This is a genomic window from Chlamydiota bacterium, assembly GCA_016178055.1.
Taxonomy (GTDB): Bacteria; Auribacterota; JACPWU01; order JACPWU01; family JACPWU01; genus JACOUC01.
On record JACOUC010000061.1, the window covers coordinates 40,118 to 58,823 of the forward strand.

Annotated in this window: 1 protein-coding gene; it reads right to left on the reverse strand. The window is 41.2% G+C overall.

The window, feature by feature from the left end:
• Nucleotides 1–126: 126 nt before the first annotated feature.
• On the reverse strand, nt 127–18,706 hold an 18,580-nt coding region (locus HYS07_09140; protein ID MBI1871342.1), incomplete at its 5' end, for a hypothetical protein.

Below are 18,706 nucleotides of genomic sequence, written 5' to 3' on the forward strand. Positions count from 1 at the left end.
GATCATCGTGTGCAATGAAAGTTCTCACTATCATGTTTTTTTGTAGTCGCCCGATTTATCCCCCCACCAATCTATCCAACCATGCAACGGCCCCATAAATGGGGCGACTACAAAATGAGGTAAAAATCACATCATGGTCAGACGAACCTTAGAGTTTTTACCAAGCTCATCATAGGCTTTTAAGAGAGAGGTTTGTCTTTTGAGGAGTTTTAATTCCTTGCGTTCGTCAATCAGGCCATGAATTTCGAGGGCCTCTTCCTTAGATAGGCCCAACTCCATTATTTGCTCGACAGTCAATAATTCTGGGTGATCAAGCATCAGCACCCAAATGGACTGAGCAAGTGTTGTAAGATGATCCGTATAAACTCGGCGTATCTTTTCAGCCTCTAAATAAGGTTCGCACAATTCTTTCTTATTTTTATGCGCCAAAAATCGAATCTGTTCCTGAGGCTGAACTTCCGGATGAAGACGAAGAACCCCTGCTATAACAGCTTCTGAAACACCTTCCTGAATGCTTCCAAGATCAATCACTTGATCCTCACGAAGAGAAAATCGTTTTTTAATTTGATCCAGACTTGCAGCGTTACGTGTAGAGTTAAAAAAGACCATTTGCACAGAATGCTTTAAGCGTGCGAGAACTTCCGAAAGCTCTATAGCATCTTGATCAACCATTAAATCAAGATCCACCAAAATATATTGAGGAAATTTGCGGTCTAAACTTTTAGCTTTTGCTTCCAGGAGAGGTAAAAATGGATCTGACTCAACGACTTTTCTCCTCAAGGCTAAGCGTCTAAAAACATTTCTCACCTCTCCCCGATCCGGAATCAAAGCCGAAGCAACTGCCGTTTTTTGCGGACCTAATTCTTCATCTATCACGGGCGGAAAAGGAGTTAAAGAATCTTCTACTCTCTGGGCTTGAAAATTAAACTCAAGTTCTTCACTCGATGAAACTGCCTTTGATTGTTTTTCTAAATTTGAAATCGCTCCCAATAAATTTTCACCCTCTTCAACAGACGCTAAACGAGAATATTCAGCTAAAACTTTTTCTCCGAGCAAAGCAGCTGAAATATTTTCTTGAGTATAATCTGGAGCTCTAGATTTTATTCTATCCAAAACTATTTGCGCCACATCTGCTAGGAATCTTTCCTCTTCGCCAGACTTGACACCTGATCCGCTCGCAAAATACCCGTCCATCGCATGACCCAATCTTATCAAAACATCCTCAACAGAATGATGGTCAACATAATCATTGAATTCAGAAAGATTGCTAAAGCCAAGGCAAGAAACGGGCTCGCGGCTTAAAACATTTTGATCCATTGCACTCATAAAATGATCAAGAGTACTCTCCTTAATTTCTTCATCAATCTGAATTAATGTTTTTTCTTTTAACAGGGATGAATTGTTTTGTGAAATAAGCGTGTCTATTTTTTCTATCATTTCTGCCATGATATCTGCCACCTGATTTCCAAAAAAATGGACGAGACGATCAGCACAGTAGGATTGAATAGCAGAAGGGACTAAAAGGCTGCGATAGATTTCCCTTTGTGATTCTTCTATAGAAAAATCAACATTCTCTAGAGCTATAAAAAATTTGTCTAAGACAACGTTGATTTGTGATTGCGTCAAGATGGTCAAGTCCTGTGACCCTATTTTCTCATTCCACAATCGCTCAAAAATCTCATGGGCATGGATTTGTCGGGCAATGGCCGTCTGACGATCCTGAGGAAGTTTAGCTAAACGTTGTGAAAAAGTCTGTGTTACATAAGGCGTGCCATCACGACCTCTTAAAACATAGGCTTGAGCACTTTTTCCATCAAGACCCGTAAATGTAATGTAAGGATCCCCCTCAGTATAAGAAGCGATCCAGCCATCAGATTTAAATTCTGAAAAATCAATCTGACTCATAGAGAGGGCTGAAAGATGATGCGGCCCATTTTCAGGAGTGACACCACGACTACGAGCATAACTTAAAAATGCATCGACGACCGTTTCAGAAACGGGTGATTGATCCCGAAGTGTCCGGGTAGAGGGTCGCCTTCTTTTTCCTTTCTTATATTTTGAACTTCTAGCAGGCTTATCAGTACTTTCAAGCTCTTCCCCTTTTAAAGGAGTATTAATTTGAGATATTAGACCGTTCTCTCTCCACTCTGGAACAATCTTGCGCCACTCAGGACGAATAAGGCTTTGAACCAGTGTTTCAAATTCTTCTGGAGTTATAATTCTAAATCCCAATAGGTAATAGATTTCCTCCTCATACTCCTCTTTGCTGAGTTGTAACGCACGGATCACTCTGTGAATCAACGCATAACGTAATTCTCGAATGGTAGAGGTTTCCTGGGCTCCTGACATTTTCGCAAAGACCAATCCATGAGCATTCTTTTGAAGAAAAATGCTCACCCCTCTTTCATGACCACGCTTAACATAGTCCTCACCATAGATTGCGCGAGACAAAAGAATCATCGCTCGTAGAGTTGTACAACGCCGATTCAGGTCCCCTCCCAAGATTTCGGTTATTTGAATGTCTTTTCCTCTTCTTATGAGTTCAAAACGATCTCCGTTTTTAACTTGTTCACGTAAGTTAGCATATCGTCTATCCACTCGATGTACAACTTTCGTCTTAATTACTCTGACAAAATCCTCATAATTTTTAGAAACAAGGGGACTGGCAAGTAAATCGATCACAATGGGTTTCCTGCTATCATCTTCAGGATGAATCATTCTGAGTGGGACAATGGTTTCAATGTTATTTTCAAACTTCAGTACAATGTAGGCACGATTTTTCTTCTCAACCTTCTTTCTTAATGTTTTGTAATTTTGGCGCAAATCGTCCGACACTTGGTCAACCGTTTCTTGGAAATCAACGAGATTCCTTGTCATTGTCAATTCATAGAGACGATGGTTTGCAGGCCCATAATCTGCGTAAGCGACCATGTCAGGAGTCAAAATCTGGACTTCAGCATAGATGCTCTTTGAAGAACCTGGAATATTCACGGGTATATCAATGTGAAGGCTTTCAAGTCCAGATCGCCGATGTCTTGCAATCTGATCATCATAAGCCCGTCTCTGTGAAAAAACAGGAAGCGAAGAAATAGCATAGGCTGTCGGAATATCCTTTACAACAATCATGAGTCGAATCACATCGTACATTTCATCAACGCCCTTATGACGATATTGGACTTTTCTTTGGATAGCATAAGGACCTTTGAGCCCTCCTTTAGCGCTTACAATATTTGCCTTCTCTCCAGTGTATTCTGCCTTAATCTTTTTCAGAAGTTCTTTGGGAAGTGTCACTTCTGCATAGCGTCTCAAGCGATCATCGTAAGGAACACCCATCACCTTTTCAACTTCTTGAAGAATACTTTCATGTTGATCAGGTTGAATATGTCGAAAAGCCAAATCTTTAAAAATCATTTCTAGGGGTTCTTGACTCACCTTACCTCTCTTTCCAACTTGCGCTAATTTCATATTCAAATCCCCCGCCAGAGAGGCCCAGATATAGACCATTTCCTCAAATTTTCTTTTTTTCTCTTCAGGCTCAAGTTTTTCTCCGGTCAGGCCTTCAAGAACCGCCAGTTGATGTGCCATAAGAAGTTCGAAGGCTTCAGGACGATCGATCATACTGACCACCATGTCTTTAAAATCCTGAACATAGTAAGGCCCAATATGTGATTCTCTATCTGATTTAAGGTGGCCTTGGTAGGGAATTGTCCTCATCCTATTCACAGGGCCGACGATTTTTTTGATTTTTTCAAACCAATCTCCCAAAGGAGATGGACCATTGGTTTTAAGTTTAGATTCTGGAATTTCTAATAGTAAAGCGGCTGCAATTAACTCTGGATTTTTTTCCATCTGGCTAACGCGATACACCCTGCGAATAGCACGAGAGAGGTCCCCCACTTTTCCATGCTGGCTATAATAATCAAATGCAAATTCAAAAACTTCCTTCAATTCTATAAGATTTTCAGGCGTCAACAGTAAACCCAATCCAAAGAGAGCAGCCTGTCCTGAATAGTGTTCACTGTATTCAGAAAGAATATATTCAGTTTGAGGCGCCTTACCCTTTCTTAAGAAAAGGCCTGGGATCAGAATTCCCTGATGAATAAGAGCTTGAACCCGAGAAGCAGGTAAAAAGCGCTTATTATGACCTTGACCATGAACAACGACAAAATCCCCTTGGTCAACTTTAAGAGCAAGAAAATGGGTGAACGCCTCGCGATTGACCGATAAACCCTTTTGAACAAGACTTTGATATAACATTGTCGCTGTGGGAGGATTAAAAGTTTGCGGCCTTGTATAAGAGCTAAATATTTCATCAAATAGGATAAATTCGTCAAGGCTACTTAAGAGAATTTGATCGTCTAAATCCAAAAGAGATGCTACAGAAGAACCCTCTAAAAAAGCTGTCTCAACTTTTTCAACGAGTTCTGCGAGAATATCTGCAACAGCTTCATGAGAAAGCTGTGCAAGCTTTTTCTCAATGAAACTTTTCATAGCATCCACTTTAAATAGAGATCGATAAGAGCTTTGATGAGGTCCAGAAGAAGAGAAACCTAATTTTTCCATTTCATTAAAGAAACGATTTAAAATAACATCTATTTTCGCTTGACTAACATCATTCAAGGATCCTTCACGCATCTCTTCATTCCATAATTTTTCAAAAATCTCATGGGCATGGATCTGACGGGCAATGGCTGTTTGACGATCCTGAGGCATTTCAGACAAACGTTGTGAAAGAGTCTGAGTTATATGAGATACGCCATCATAACCTCTTAAGACATAGGCCTGAGCACTTTTTCCATCAGGGCTGGTAAATGTAATATAAAGATCCCCTGGATCATAAGAAGCCGTCCAGCCTTCGGAATTAAATCTAGAAAAATCGATTTTGTTCAGAGAAAGGGCTAAAAGATGATACAGCCCACTTTCTGGAGCTGCGCCATGATTTTTCACATAACTCAAAAACGCATCGACTACTTTTTCAGAAACCGGGGATTGATCGTGGAGGGTGCGAGTGGAGGGGGAAGTTAATTCATTGTATCTGTGAAGTAATGCACTCCTTGCCCTTTGATACTCTAAAGTTTTTCTTCCAACAGATGAGAAATGGATGATATCTTCAAGAAGTTTTAAATCTTCAGGTGTTTCAATAAAGCGTGCCTTTCTAGTTATATCCAAAAGAAGGGCCTTTCCAATAGCCCTCATGTCGCTTGGATCTAAGAAGCGTCTCACCGAAGGCAAATGACCTTTAAAAACTCTGTGAATGGCTATGCCTACTTCTTGGAAACCTACTGTCCTGTAAGTTTTCCATTCTTTTCTTGGGTCTACCATCCTCAACTCCGGATAAAGGATTTCAACCCCTTTGAATTTCGGTTCTTGATAGGGCCCTACCAACATTCCCAATATCTGATCTCTTATCATTTCAGTAGGATTCTTCGGTCCAGAACTTGCTACCAAAAGATTTCCCGGCCCTTTCAAAACTCCAGGACGATGATGTGGGATGATGTCCATTTCCCCAAGATCTACAAAATAGACATCCTGAACGCTCACCCCGTTTTCATCGCGCTCTGCAATCATGATATTGGCGGGTTTCGGATCTTCTAGATAAATCCCTTCTTCCACCATCATTCTAACAAGTTGAGTCAGAATAGAAACACCTGTAGAGCGCCACCTCCTCTTCCACTCTAAAACATCCTCGCCTGTCCTCCTCTCCATATATGCATCAAGGCGCGAATATCCAATATATTCCTCAGTTGTCACCCGATTAATCCTCTCCGGATACTCATCATGAATTTTTGGATGAAAAACGCCGAAAGTACTCACGCCTCTTCGTCTTGTTGAGGAAGAATAATACTGATGGCGCAGCATTTCCCTTTTTAGATATCGAAAGCCGACTAACCGAGGTAGAAAAAGCTGAAAGGGTTTGATTGCCTTAAAGACAACCGGAAGAATGCGACCACCCCTTAATTTTACATCGGCCCTAAAACTCATCTTCCAAGCACCTTCCCCAATAAAGAAGATGTCAATATTTTCAATTTCACTAAAATCCAAAGTCTTCATTCCATAGAGAATAAATAGTGTTTCGGCAAGAATATCCGTCTCTAGAATAGATTTTTTAATGTCAGAGATTGCCCTTTCGAAAATCTCTCGATAAGTTTTTTTTGCTCGATCGATCACACCCCCCTCTAGCTGAAGAATCCGATCTTGAAATTCGTATTCCTGGAAGGCACGATCAATGTCTATTTCTAAAAACCTTATCTTCCCTTCCAGTGCTTCTGACTCAAAATGGATTGAGTTCAAAACATTTGGGAGATGATCCACAAAATAGTTCAGCACGTTATTGGCCAGAGTTCTGATTCTAATGGGCTTGGTTTCAGAATCTGCATAGGCGTCGCACAAAAAATCATCTGAGAAAAGGGTCCACCACGCAACCTCAGAGCGAAAGTCGACAAAAAAGCCGGGATTGGTGAATGATTGCTCTCGAATGACATGGAAGAAATCGGCAATGATTTGTTTCCTTGCCCTTGGATATTGAGAATGAACATGGTGCTGTGCTCTTAGAAATTTGAGGATATAGGTCTTGCAGCGATTGGAGAGGGGAATTTCTTTTAAATATTTGACGATTTGGCGCCGATCTATCTTTCCCTCATACCTCGGATCAATCATGACACTTAAAAAGGCATTGATGACGGGGAGCCAACGGGTTCTCTCTTCATGGGATAGATCTTTCCTCCACTTTGCTTTAAGCTCTGATACCCTGCCATCATCCCCTTGCGAAGCCTTTTCTTGAACGCCAAAAATCTCTACCAGACTGTCAATAAGGGTCGAGCCATATTGTCTGATAAATCGTTCATGGTAAGGGCGGCAAATGCCATGATGCTTTATAATCAGGGCCTTGGGATCCACTTGAATGTGGTGGAGTTCAGGATAGATTTCTTGAATGATGCCTTGAATTTCTTCAGGGGTTGCGTGAGGGGCTAAGGCCAAACCCATTAAAAAGGCTTCCAGTTGAAGACGATTAAAATAATGAATCACTTCTTTGGAGATCGCTATTGAATTTGCTGGGATATCTTTTAGGGTGGATGGAGGCGCTAACGCATTGAAACCAAAGATGCAATCCTTTGGGTTGTGTCTTCCTTCTGGGATGACAACAGGGAAAAGGACGATTTTGCTTTTTGTTAAGTCGTCGAGAGCTTGCGTAAGTTTCTCAGCAAAGACGTGGCCTTTGTATTTTTTCAAAAGTTCTATCTTCCAAGACTGGGTATCAGGAAGGATATCTTCGAGCTTCGATTCTTCAAACTCGATTTTAAGAGGGGCCTTGACTCCAGGCCCTCCTGGCGGTACCGAAGGTCTTCTTTCTCTCCCATTGGCAAAATCCTTGATTCTATGCCCGAGAGGATTCCAGTCATCACTTCCCATGTCCCAAAAAACCTTTTTAGCCCTCGTCTCTAGATTAGGAATCCGAGGATAGTGCGCATGAAAGATAACAGGCATGAGGAGTCGTATCAATTGATGATGAGGACCCATAAAGTGAAAGAATTCGTGGCATAGTGCTTCATCGACTATCGATGTTTCATCTTGATGACGATTTAGAAAGTCTAGATTGAAAAAGAGATGGCCTTTCTCACCGATTTTCTTCCAATGTCCAATGTGATTTGGATTATTTCTAAAGGCATGGGCATGGGTAAGGTCAAAATTGCGTATGATATCAGTCATAAAATCTATAAAGTCACCTAAACTCATGTTTCTTAAGGATTGAGAAAGGGGATCACGGCTATGATCAATCCGATCCAACTCGGCGTCAATGGCCTTTATTTTTTCAGATAATCTTGATTTCGACCACCCCTCCCTTTGCCTCGTCTTCGAAGGGATTGCGTGGTAGGAGCTTTCAAAAAATTTTCGCTGAGCGAGTAAAAATTCCCGATAGCCTCTACTATTTGTAAACTTGTCTTTGACTGCATATCGCCTCAAGCCTTCTTGAAATCGTTGAATGATGATTTCTTTTCTTTCGGCAATGAGTTTACGAAGAGCTTTGTCATCCTCTGAAGAAGGACGGTTCACAATGCTATTCCAAGGGGGTTCATGATGATCGCGATGTTTTCGGCGCCTCATTTGAATGGCACTGTAATGATGGACATCCGCCAGTTCAGCAACTTTGACAAGATGTGGATCATGGACGGCAAAAGACGGGATAGAACCCTCATCTCCTGGAAGCAATTTCCTTAAATCCTCCGAAGAAAACAATGAGGAATCAAGACTGACCAAACGCAGATTGCCCACGAGTTGATCTTCAACCCCCAGTTCTTTTAAAAGGGAGACGATTAACCTTGAAGCCAGGATCAGATCTCTTCTCTGACTTTCAAGGGCATGATGATGAGGGGGTAAGATGAGGACATTACTCGGTTGAGATATAGGATCATCATTGTTCTCAAAGGATAAAACAATATTTCCATGAGGCTCTTCGCCTTGGGAGAGAAAAGAGGGGTTCTTGGCCAAAAGTGCGTGAGAGTTACGAAAAGAATATTGACCTGTCAAATCCGCTTCAAAAGGAGTAGCCAATACCATTTCTAGTGTATCACCTCGAAAGCGATAGATTGCGATAACTTCCAAGTATGAATTTTTAGATGGGTATGCATGGGTTTTATTAGCCCCATCCTTTCGAACAAACTCAGGAATGATTTGAGCCAATTGAACGGTAGCTTGATCAATGGGCATTCTGTAATACACCTGATTGAGTGAGGTCTCCAGCTTAATGTCTGGTTTCAACTCGATTAAAATGATGTCTCGATCTTGAGGATTGACGCAGCGCCAGACTTTCTGGATTGCCCGCATTCGAAAAAGTTCCATGGCATGCTCTTCATCAATAATCATCGTCCCATTCGTCGTCAGAAAAAAACCTCTTTCTCGAAATAAGGGTGGTAAGTCCTCTAGGGTTAAATTTATTTCTTGAGCGCCTTGACCCAAGGATTGAAGAGGTCTTGTGATCCTTGCTGCGTCCACATTTAAAGCATAATAAGGCCTCACCCCCTCTGGACTGGCCTGGCTTTTCTCAACAGGTATAAAGATATTGACGTTGTGAAAGGGCGTTCTCCAAAAATAGAGTTCAAGCATGATGCGAGGTTGATCGGAAGCGTTACGTATGGTATGGATTGAACCCGGACCTCGTGTCACAATTCCAACTTTGCCAGAATCTAGTTCATGTTCTTCCAATTTCTGTAATCTCAAAACTTGACCATCCCAACCTTTTCCAAATTTATTTAGGGATGACGCTTCTTTTAATTGATAAACCGTTTCCTTCATTCCAGCCCCTAAAGGACAAGTCAAACCTAAGGCACCTCCATGATTATGAATTCGAGTTTCTCCACCTGGAGCCCAGACATGAGCAAAGATTCCAAATTTTTCGGACATACATACACCATTACGATGATAATCTTCATCCCCTTGGGGATAGTCAATAAGGTAAGGAAGAAATACATTTAAAAGATCATGATGCTGAGCGACCCATTTTTCAATGATCGGAGCACTAACTTGGGCAAAGGCTTGTTGGTCTTGGCTGTGAATTTTAGCTTTTGGATCTTGTACTTGTAATTGCCGTCCAAATTCATGACTTTGTAAAGCCTCTTGTAATTGTGTTTCTAAACCGCCAAAAATAGATTTTAGAATTTCTTTTTTTGTTTCGGATTCTGTTAAAGAACTTTCTTCAGGAGGATTTTGCTCCAAATCTTTGGCTAAAAGCCAAGCATTAGGCCAAAAATGGTCTGGTCTAAGAATATCTTTTGCTGCCAAAGTTGCATAATAAATTTTATTTTTACCTTTAAGAGAAAGTTTTTGCATCAACTGCATAAACTGAACAGGTTCTAATTCAAACGCATACTGAAAAAGCTTTGTGGTTAATGTAGCTTCTTCATTATTTAAAATTCGACTAAGCGTCCCCATTTTATCTTCTTCAAGAGCCCTGCGATTAAGCTCGTCTTCAAAATTAGGCTCGCCTTTTAAATTGACTAATTGACAGGGGCGAACCTCACGAACCCCCATTTGCGAAAAGAATTGATAGGCCTTCTGGAGTGTGGTCCCCGTTGTATAACAATCATCCAGAAAAATCACACGCTTTCCTTTGAGAGCTTCCGTGTCATCAACAGAAAAACCATTAAAAACATTTGTTCTAGAAGGGAGATCTAACCCCGCATACTGAGCTGTCTCAGGAGCACGATCTGTTCTTAAAGGAACCAGTGTGATTCCAAATTCTTGAGCTACCTTTTCAGCAACCAGCCGAATTGGACTTGGAATATCAAAACCTTGAGGACTAGCAATCACCCATTCTTCACCTGGATGCAGACGATCACCTAATTCTCTACGAATTCTTTCAATCATTCTTTGTGCCCAGTATTCAACTTCATCCGGGTCTCCCAACTTCATCAGGGAGTACGATGTCTGTGTTTCCACTGTATTTCCCTGTTCAAACGTCTCCAGAGCCATGTATCCCCTGGAAATTTCTTCCAGCCACTCCGTAGGTTGATCCTCCTCGATTTTCTGATTTCCAAAATTAATGGATTCAATTTTTTGATCAACTTCTACTGAAATAGCCTCTAAAATCTTCTGGGGATCTTCATCCGCCATTCTTTTGACAAGATCAACGGCCCAGCCTGTACTTCCATCCTCGCTCCTTGCTTCACACCCCAACCGATGGAAATAAACATCCATGGCCCTCACCCGCATCTCCCATAATCCATTACGATCTAAAGTCTTTATAATCCAAGTTCGTAAATCGCCATGATTAAGCTCTTGATCTGAAAGACCCAGAACAATTTCCCCAAATCTTCGCCATAATCTCAACTCAACAAGCTCATGCGCCACCGTCGACCAATCTTTCGCATATACACTATTTCGTGAAAGCCCTGCATGGCCAACAACTTCTTCAAAATCTTCACCGATAAAAATTTGTTCTTTTTTATCTGTTACATAGTCGGGCGAAAGTATTTTTTTTGTCTTCTCATCTCTATTTTGACTAAATGATTTTAAATTTACTTCTGATTTTAGTTCCACAAGCAATGTCCCCTTCAAAAATCCATCTCTTTTCTCCCAGCATCTTAAAATATTACTTCTTAGAGCGCGAACCTGATTAATTGAAACAATCGCCGTATCAGCTGTCGTAATAATCGGCCCCCTTGCCAAACCCCTTGCCAAATTTTCTTCAGTTACAGGGATTTCTTCAGCCTCTTCTCTTAAAGTAACAAATAAAGATTGCTTCACTAAATCTAGAGGAAGCTTCATCACGCTATACTTTCCCTCTTCATTTTCAACAGGAATAAAAACTTTCATATGAGAGAGTGGAATTTCTCCCCAAATATAAATCTCAAGCATAAAACACGTTTTATTCACTGTATTCTGAATCTGGTGAATCGTATCAGTACTAGGTAAAAGGGAATCCACCTCTCCTGGGACAACGAACTTTTCTTCTTTTTGAATCAGAGAAGTCGTATTGACACTTTGATCATGGTTTAAAAATCGCCTCTCAAACAATCCTGGCGTGAGTGAACAGACAAAACCTAAAGCATCGCCATGATCGTGAATGAAGGTGTTTTCCAGAGGATTGAACGAATGAATAAAAATCCAAATTTGAGAAGAAAATTTTATTGAATACCAACCATGGACCTCTTTTTTAGAGTCATGAACAGTTTGAATAAGTGGAAGTAGTTCTGTGATTTCACTTCGGTGATTTTGAATCCATGATTGGATAACAGGGGTCGCTAACTCTGCAAATTTTTGCTGATTCGGACGTGTGATGGTTTTCAAACGCATTTTCTGAAAAAGCTTACTTGGAATGAGAAGACGGTATAATTCATCTTCCAAACCTTTAAATAAAATTTTTGTACGCCTTCTGATTCGTTTTTCAAACGCCTTCTCCACTTGATCGTTTGCAACCCCATGCTCTTTACCCACTCCAACAGCGTTGATAGAAAGATCAGGGATAGACGATAAGGTTGAAGTTTGACCTGTGGCATGGTAGACTTCCGGAAGAGGAGCAAGTACCCTATGAAAGCGGTTTTTGAAGCGGTAGAACGTCTGGTAGATACGCTGACGCCCAGTGAAAAATTCAGGATCTATAAAAAAATTGAGCCATCGACTCACGAAGAACGCCTCGACATCCTCTTGAAGCGGATTCGACGACGTGCTTCTAAGTCTCCTATCTCTGACCGAGAGTTGAAACAAATGTGCGATGAAGTCCGTCAAGAACTCTATCGAGAACGTTCCAAAACTCGTCGTTGACACCAACGTTCCAATCATGCCCCCAAATTGTTTTCCTGCCTGGCTCGAAGGTGGTTGAGCATCTGAAATCTTAGCAGAACCTGACGCAAAAGTGAGTCTCCCTACCGTAATCGTGGTAAGACCTTTATCAGGACGAGGAATTGGGGTGTATTCCCATTGGAGCCCTGCAGCCTGTGCAGCGGCCTTAAATTCTTCAACACATACCGTGTATTGCCTGGAATATCCATGGCTTGCCTTATAAGAAATAGCTAAAGTTTTCCCTAGAAAATCTCTGACTCGTCTTGGATCTACGCCATGGAGCTCTGGGGAAATTAAACCAAATCGGCCAATGAATGGAGCCCAGCTTTTAAGATGGTTAATAAGATTTTGTTGGAGTTCTAGAGGAGGAAGGGGTCGCCCATCTTGATCCACATAAGCCCCTTTTTCTACGCTTTCGATAGAAGGATCAACTGAGTCAGGTCTTTCATAAGGTCGATTATGATCCAGGAATGATCTAACATGGAGAAATTGAGAAAGGTCTAGCCCGCATTTCTCATCAGATTTCGTCACGAGAGCGTCGAGTCCGCTTTGGATGCGAGGAAGACGACCGAGACCATACGAGGCATACTTTGCAGTATGTTGAGTGTGGCCGACCGAGTCTGACGAAGCAGACGAGGCGGAATCGGCGCTCGCAGTAGAAATGTGATGAGAAATGCGGGCTAGGCTATATTTCTCTTGAACATCTCGTGCAAGATCATTGGGTCGAATGATATTTCCAAAAACGACGTGATAGAATTTTTCAGGAATACGTGCAGCCTTCAAATTCTTTAAAGTAGATTTTCGTGAAGCCTCGTTATAGTCTGCTCCAATCAGAATAAGATGATAATCTTCATATTTTTTCTTTAATGCTTGATATTCATCACATGGGTGAGTCTTACAACCTTTTAGCTTTCTATCAAAATCCTCTATTTTTTTAGCTTTGATCTTCTCAACCAAATGATAAAGATGAATTAAAAAAGTTCCGTCGCCACACCCCATATCAGCAATGCCTTTAGGCCATTCTTCAATCGGGTGGCTAAAAATCTCACGAACCATCACATCTATTTTCTTAAAATAGGTTTCATGTGCCCCGCCACTTCCCCAAACATTCATGGCACGATTCACATGGCTCTCACTCCCATCAGGATTCCGAGGAAAAAGTTCACTGAAAGGCTTTCCTGTTATTAAATCTTTTAGTTTCACAAATGTAGCCAAATAAGAAGTCGTAACGCCATAAGATCGAGTCAAAGAAGCCGCACAAATTCCTCTATCTGTCATTGACCATCGGTCATCTTTTTTCTCCATCCAACCTAATTGGGCAAAAAAATCAAACGTGGATTGAAGATGATGGGCTTCCCCTAATTTTTTTAAATCCTCTGAATGAACTCCCCAACTTCCCTCTTGGAAGAAATCAAAGGGGATTTCTGCAAGCTGCCGATCCCGTTCACAAATAGGTTCAAAAAAGCCACGCCTTCCCAGAGCAACCATCATGGGACCTGCCAGCATGCCGTTAAAATGCCCAATCATCTGGAAGCGAATTTTTTGACGGGCTGGATCTGTTTCAGAAGGCAAATTCCAATTATTTTTAGCAAATTCGACTAATTGAGCCAGATTATTTTTTAAGTCATCTTGAGGTGGGGCCCGTCCGAATAAATATTCATCCATATTGGCTGCAACAGGCAGAAAATCTGTAAGGCGCTGATCATTCTCTGCGATCATTTGAAGGGCAACACGCCCTTCTTCTGTTAAGGTAACCGTCATCTGGTGGCTTGCGGGTTCTCCATCTCGATTAAGCCAACCCATCATTTCTAATATTTCGAGAGTTACCTGAAGGTCTCCGCTTTTCTCAGGTGTTAAACCTTTCTTGGGGCCACTGCGAGGAGCCGAAGGCGACAAAGCAGTCTCATCGATGGAAGACGAGATCGCTCCCGCCTCGCCTCGCAATGACAAAACTGAAGAATTAATATGATTAATAATTTCCTGAACGGTGACCGATTTATTTACATCATATCTTTGCAGAAACTCCAAAACCCCTAATTCCTTCAATGCCTGAACTGTTGGAACAAGTCCCATCCCATCTTGATGGACAAAAATTTGACTTTGAATTTCGGGTCTTTCAGTTTTTAAAAGTTCACTAACACGCTCTTTTAATTTTAAACGAGGATCTAATTCTTTTTTTAATTTTAAAAATTGACGAAGATCCACTACAAAATGAGGGATAAAAAGGCTGATGGCAAGATTGAGAGTGATGATGCCCTCATAAGAAAGAGGCATCGGTAAAATAATAGAAAGAACTGCAAAAAGAAGAAAAAGAGGGGTCAGAAAAAAGAGGGTGTAAAGCGTGTATTGAGTAATGCTCGATCGGACTTCCCCAATAGAAGAAAGAATAAGCGATTTTGCCCAGAGATATTTTCTCTCTTTTAAGAGCTCTATAAGGCGAAGAAAGGGAATATGTAGAAAATGCCACAGAACCATCAAACCCAATGCTATTGCCACGATCGGCGGACTTAACCCAAAAAGAAGTCCAGAAAGATAGGCTACGCCGTTAGCCAGAAAAACAACAAAAAGAACCTTTTCAATAAATGCGGGCATAAAGGCCTGGCCTACCCACCCGTGACCGACCCAATCATAAAATTCTTGAAGCCATGGCCATCGGCCAGCTACTCCTAATATCATCATGGAACGACGAGTACGTTTTAACGAGCCGTCGATTAAACTATTGCTGACACCGCCCAAGAGTTTTTCTGCGCTTACCCAACCTCCTTGGGCCTCTCTCAAAGCTCTTCCAATCACCTCGTCCACAGCCGCTAAAAACTCTGGATTATTTTGATGATACTTATGTCTCATCAATGCATAAACACTCTCATATCCCAGCGACTCAGCAACTGCCCGAAGATTTGGAATTCCATCTCCGTAAAGTTCTGTGCACTTTCTTCTGAAACGCCCTGCTTCATCGTAAGGAAGAGAATCAACATCAACTTTTAAACGTTTAATAAAGCTGGCCAAGCTTGGCTCTGAAAGCCCTAATCTCTCTGCAGCATGTTTAACCACTCCTCCTTGATCAATCAAGACTTGCTCAATTTTTCGCGTTAATACTTCTGAGACTATTGAACTATTTCCATATCTCCTCATAAAACTTCTTACACTGGTCGTAATCTTTCCCTCACTCCGAAATCTCTCTTCATCAAACGTACCGCCAAACCCCAATTTAGCCATTGCAAAATCAATTCGGTCTTGTTTTCTTGAAGGAAGATCTCGAAAGGCCTGCTCCAATTTCTGGCCAATACCCCTATCTCTAGAAGCGACCTGAAGCGAGGGGGACATCTCCCCTCTTTTCAAAGAAACACCTAATTTTCTAGCCCATTCTGAAAATTTTGTCCTGGTTAACCCCACCAAAGGCGCAGCTCTTTTCACCTGACCATTTACCAACTCTAAAACTTCTTCAAATAAATTTCTTAAAACTCTCCTCACTTCCGTGTCTTCCCCATACTTCTCGGAAAATTTTTCAAAATCTCTCCAACCCATATCCAATAAAGCAGATAGAAGATTAAAAGAAGTCAGTTGATCAACTTCACTTGCACTGCGCTTTCCAAGAGGCCCCCTAGCACGAATCTCCTCTCGTTTCATTTGTTGCAAAACCTCTTCTAATCTTTTTCCTTCACGGGTAGGAAGTGCGCTCTTTTCAATTTCCAACTCATTCATCCAAGTATAGAGAAAACCCCATGGAACCCCTAAACGTCTTGCACAAGCTTTCAGATTAAGCCCTGAATCCTCAAGAGCATGTTCAAAATAATCCTTCATTATTTCATTAAAACCCTGAGTATCTTGGCAACCCCTTTTAAAAGCAACACGATCGAGATACCCCATCGTCTGCATCAATCTCTTGAAATCATAAGATTTGCTGGCTGTCTGTTGATTCACAGCAACTCTTAAGCGCTCAATTCCACTACGTTCAAGCTTGCTAGCATCAATTTGATAAGATGTAATGGCATCACGCACAAACCCGTCTGAAACCCCAAGATATTGAGCAATCACGGGAGGAGAATTTCCCTTTGCCGCAATGGCTTCTTCAATCAAATGCTTCATCAATGCATCATAATCTGATCCTCCAAAATGATGGGAAAAAGCATTCAAATCTGCAAAACCCAATGATGAAACAGCACGAGCCAAAACTCGATCCTGAGATCGACTCTGGACTTTGATAACAGCTTCCTCTAACCTTGGAATGGCCTGAAGATCAATTTTGTTTAAATCGACAAGACCTAATTTCAAAATACCTTCCTTCTTATATCCAAGAACCCTTTCAAAAAACTCGTCTTTTCCCAAACATTGATAATAAATACCCTCAAGGGTCTTTCCCAAATAGCGTTGGGTTTGTTTTTTCAAACGAAATCTTTTTGCCTCTTGAATCACATCATTTAAATTTTCAAAGTCTTTTTCTGCTAAGAGAGATTTTAAAGTCTTATTTTTCCCTTTTACTCTGATTTGACTCACCCATATCAAAAAAGACAAGCGATGGGTTGCATGATCGCCTAATAAAGCCAATACAGACTGAAAACTTTTCTCATCTCTAAAACCCTCATAAAGTCCTACGAGGGTGTCAGACGCCCTTCGATACTGCTTTTGAGAAATTAATTTGGGCATACTCCTCATCTCTTTTTCAAAGGCGGCTCTTAACTTTGCTCGTGCCCCGTTATATTGACGAGTCAGAGAACCCGGTCTAGGCTTTAGCCTTTTACCTTCTTTAGCTTCTATTGAATCTAAAATTGATTTTGCTTGAATCAGCTTTCCATCCCTTATCCACCCTTCTACATCTTCAATACGCTCTGTGATTCCCTCATTTCCTGATGGATAAATGGGCACAGCATCTGAATTCGGGCTTGCAGATAGAGTAAGGGTGAGTCTATTCCCTGTCTTGACGCAAACTCCCCCTGGAATGTTAAATTTCTTTCTACTCACCAAAGGAGTTCCTCTATCTTTAAGACGACTAAGATGATTGATAACAGATATGAAGTCCAATTGAGAACCCTGTGTCACCACTATATTTGAAATTCCATGAAATGTAAAAATTTCAACGATTTCTCGAGGTATCATGAAACTAGATTTGAGAGTGGATCCCTCTATCTGAATCCCCGCCATAAGTAGGACTTCACCATTCAATTGAGGAATTTGAATGGAAAGATTCCCTTGAAAATATTTTCTTCTTAACACCGCGAGATTGGTAGCAAAAGATACGGCACCAGACACGTTAGCAACCGACATAAGAGGTAATTTGAAAGCTGATAAACTCATAAGAGGAGAACCCTGAGTCTCCGATTTTTGAGAATAAGACTGAATTCCCTGAGTTTGAGAGGATGGCAATAAAGCCGTTCCTACTCCCAGCTCTTTCATGAGTGTTTGATATTCTTCATCTTTTAAAGATAACTTTAAAAACCAAAGCGTTAATTTTGCAGTTGATCCACCTTCGTTTAAAAGATGAATCACTTGATCTTTAGTCAAACCGGCCTCGTCTAAGCCAGAAACATCCAAAGCTTGAACTTCTACCTTAAACTGACTGCCCAGTCGATCAATCACAGAATGAAATTTTTCGGTGCATTGGTTCTTCCATGAAACAAAAAATTGCGGATTTAATTTTATAGAGCTTTCCTTTTCTAACGCTTCACGACCCAAATGCATCAGAAATTCCGCAAGCGTTCCCCAATCAATTTTCATTTGCATATTAAGCGTTGGAGAAGGAAGCGTTTGTCCTTGAGATTCAAGATGTTCTGCTGACTCGCGAATATTTCGAAAATAAACCCCTCGATCTCCCGGATGCATCAATTGAGGAGCAATGACGCAATATCCGATTTTTTCTTTCTTCAAAAGTTCCTTCAGCCCCTCCACATGAAATCCCCCAACCACAAGCGCCCCACTCAAAAATTGGTCCCGATTTAAAACTTCCTGAATCTTTTCAAACATAATCCCATCTCTTTTCAAAACCTGAGCATAAAATTTTTGGGCAATTTCGAAGATGCTGCCGAAATCTGAAAGTTCATATTCCACATTTTGATCTTTTGCAATACGTTGAAGGTTGGAGAGAAAGTTATTGATAAAGATATTCTGGCTCGAGGCTCGAGGCTCAAGGCTCGAGGATAATACTTTGCTCGAGGCTCGAAGCTCAAGGCTCGAGGTAAACGCTTCTTCAGTTTTTGCTTTTTGTTTTGTTTTTGCTTCTGCCTCGAGCCCCTGCCCCGTCGGATGACTTGGGGTCGAGCCTCGAGCCTCGAGCTTATTAATGTCTTCCCTACTTCCCTCCATCGATATGATTCTTTTCAAGAGAGCAAAGTCTTTTTCTAACCTTAAAAGTTTCTTAATTTCTTTCTCATTCGCTTTTCCTCGATAGGTTGCACGCTCTACGCTATCCCCTAGCTTTTCAATCTCTTTTTCTAAT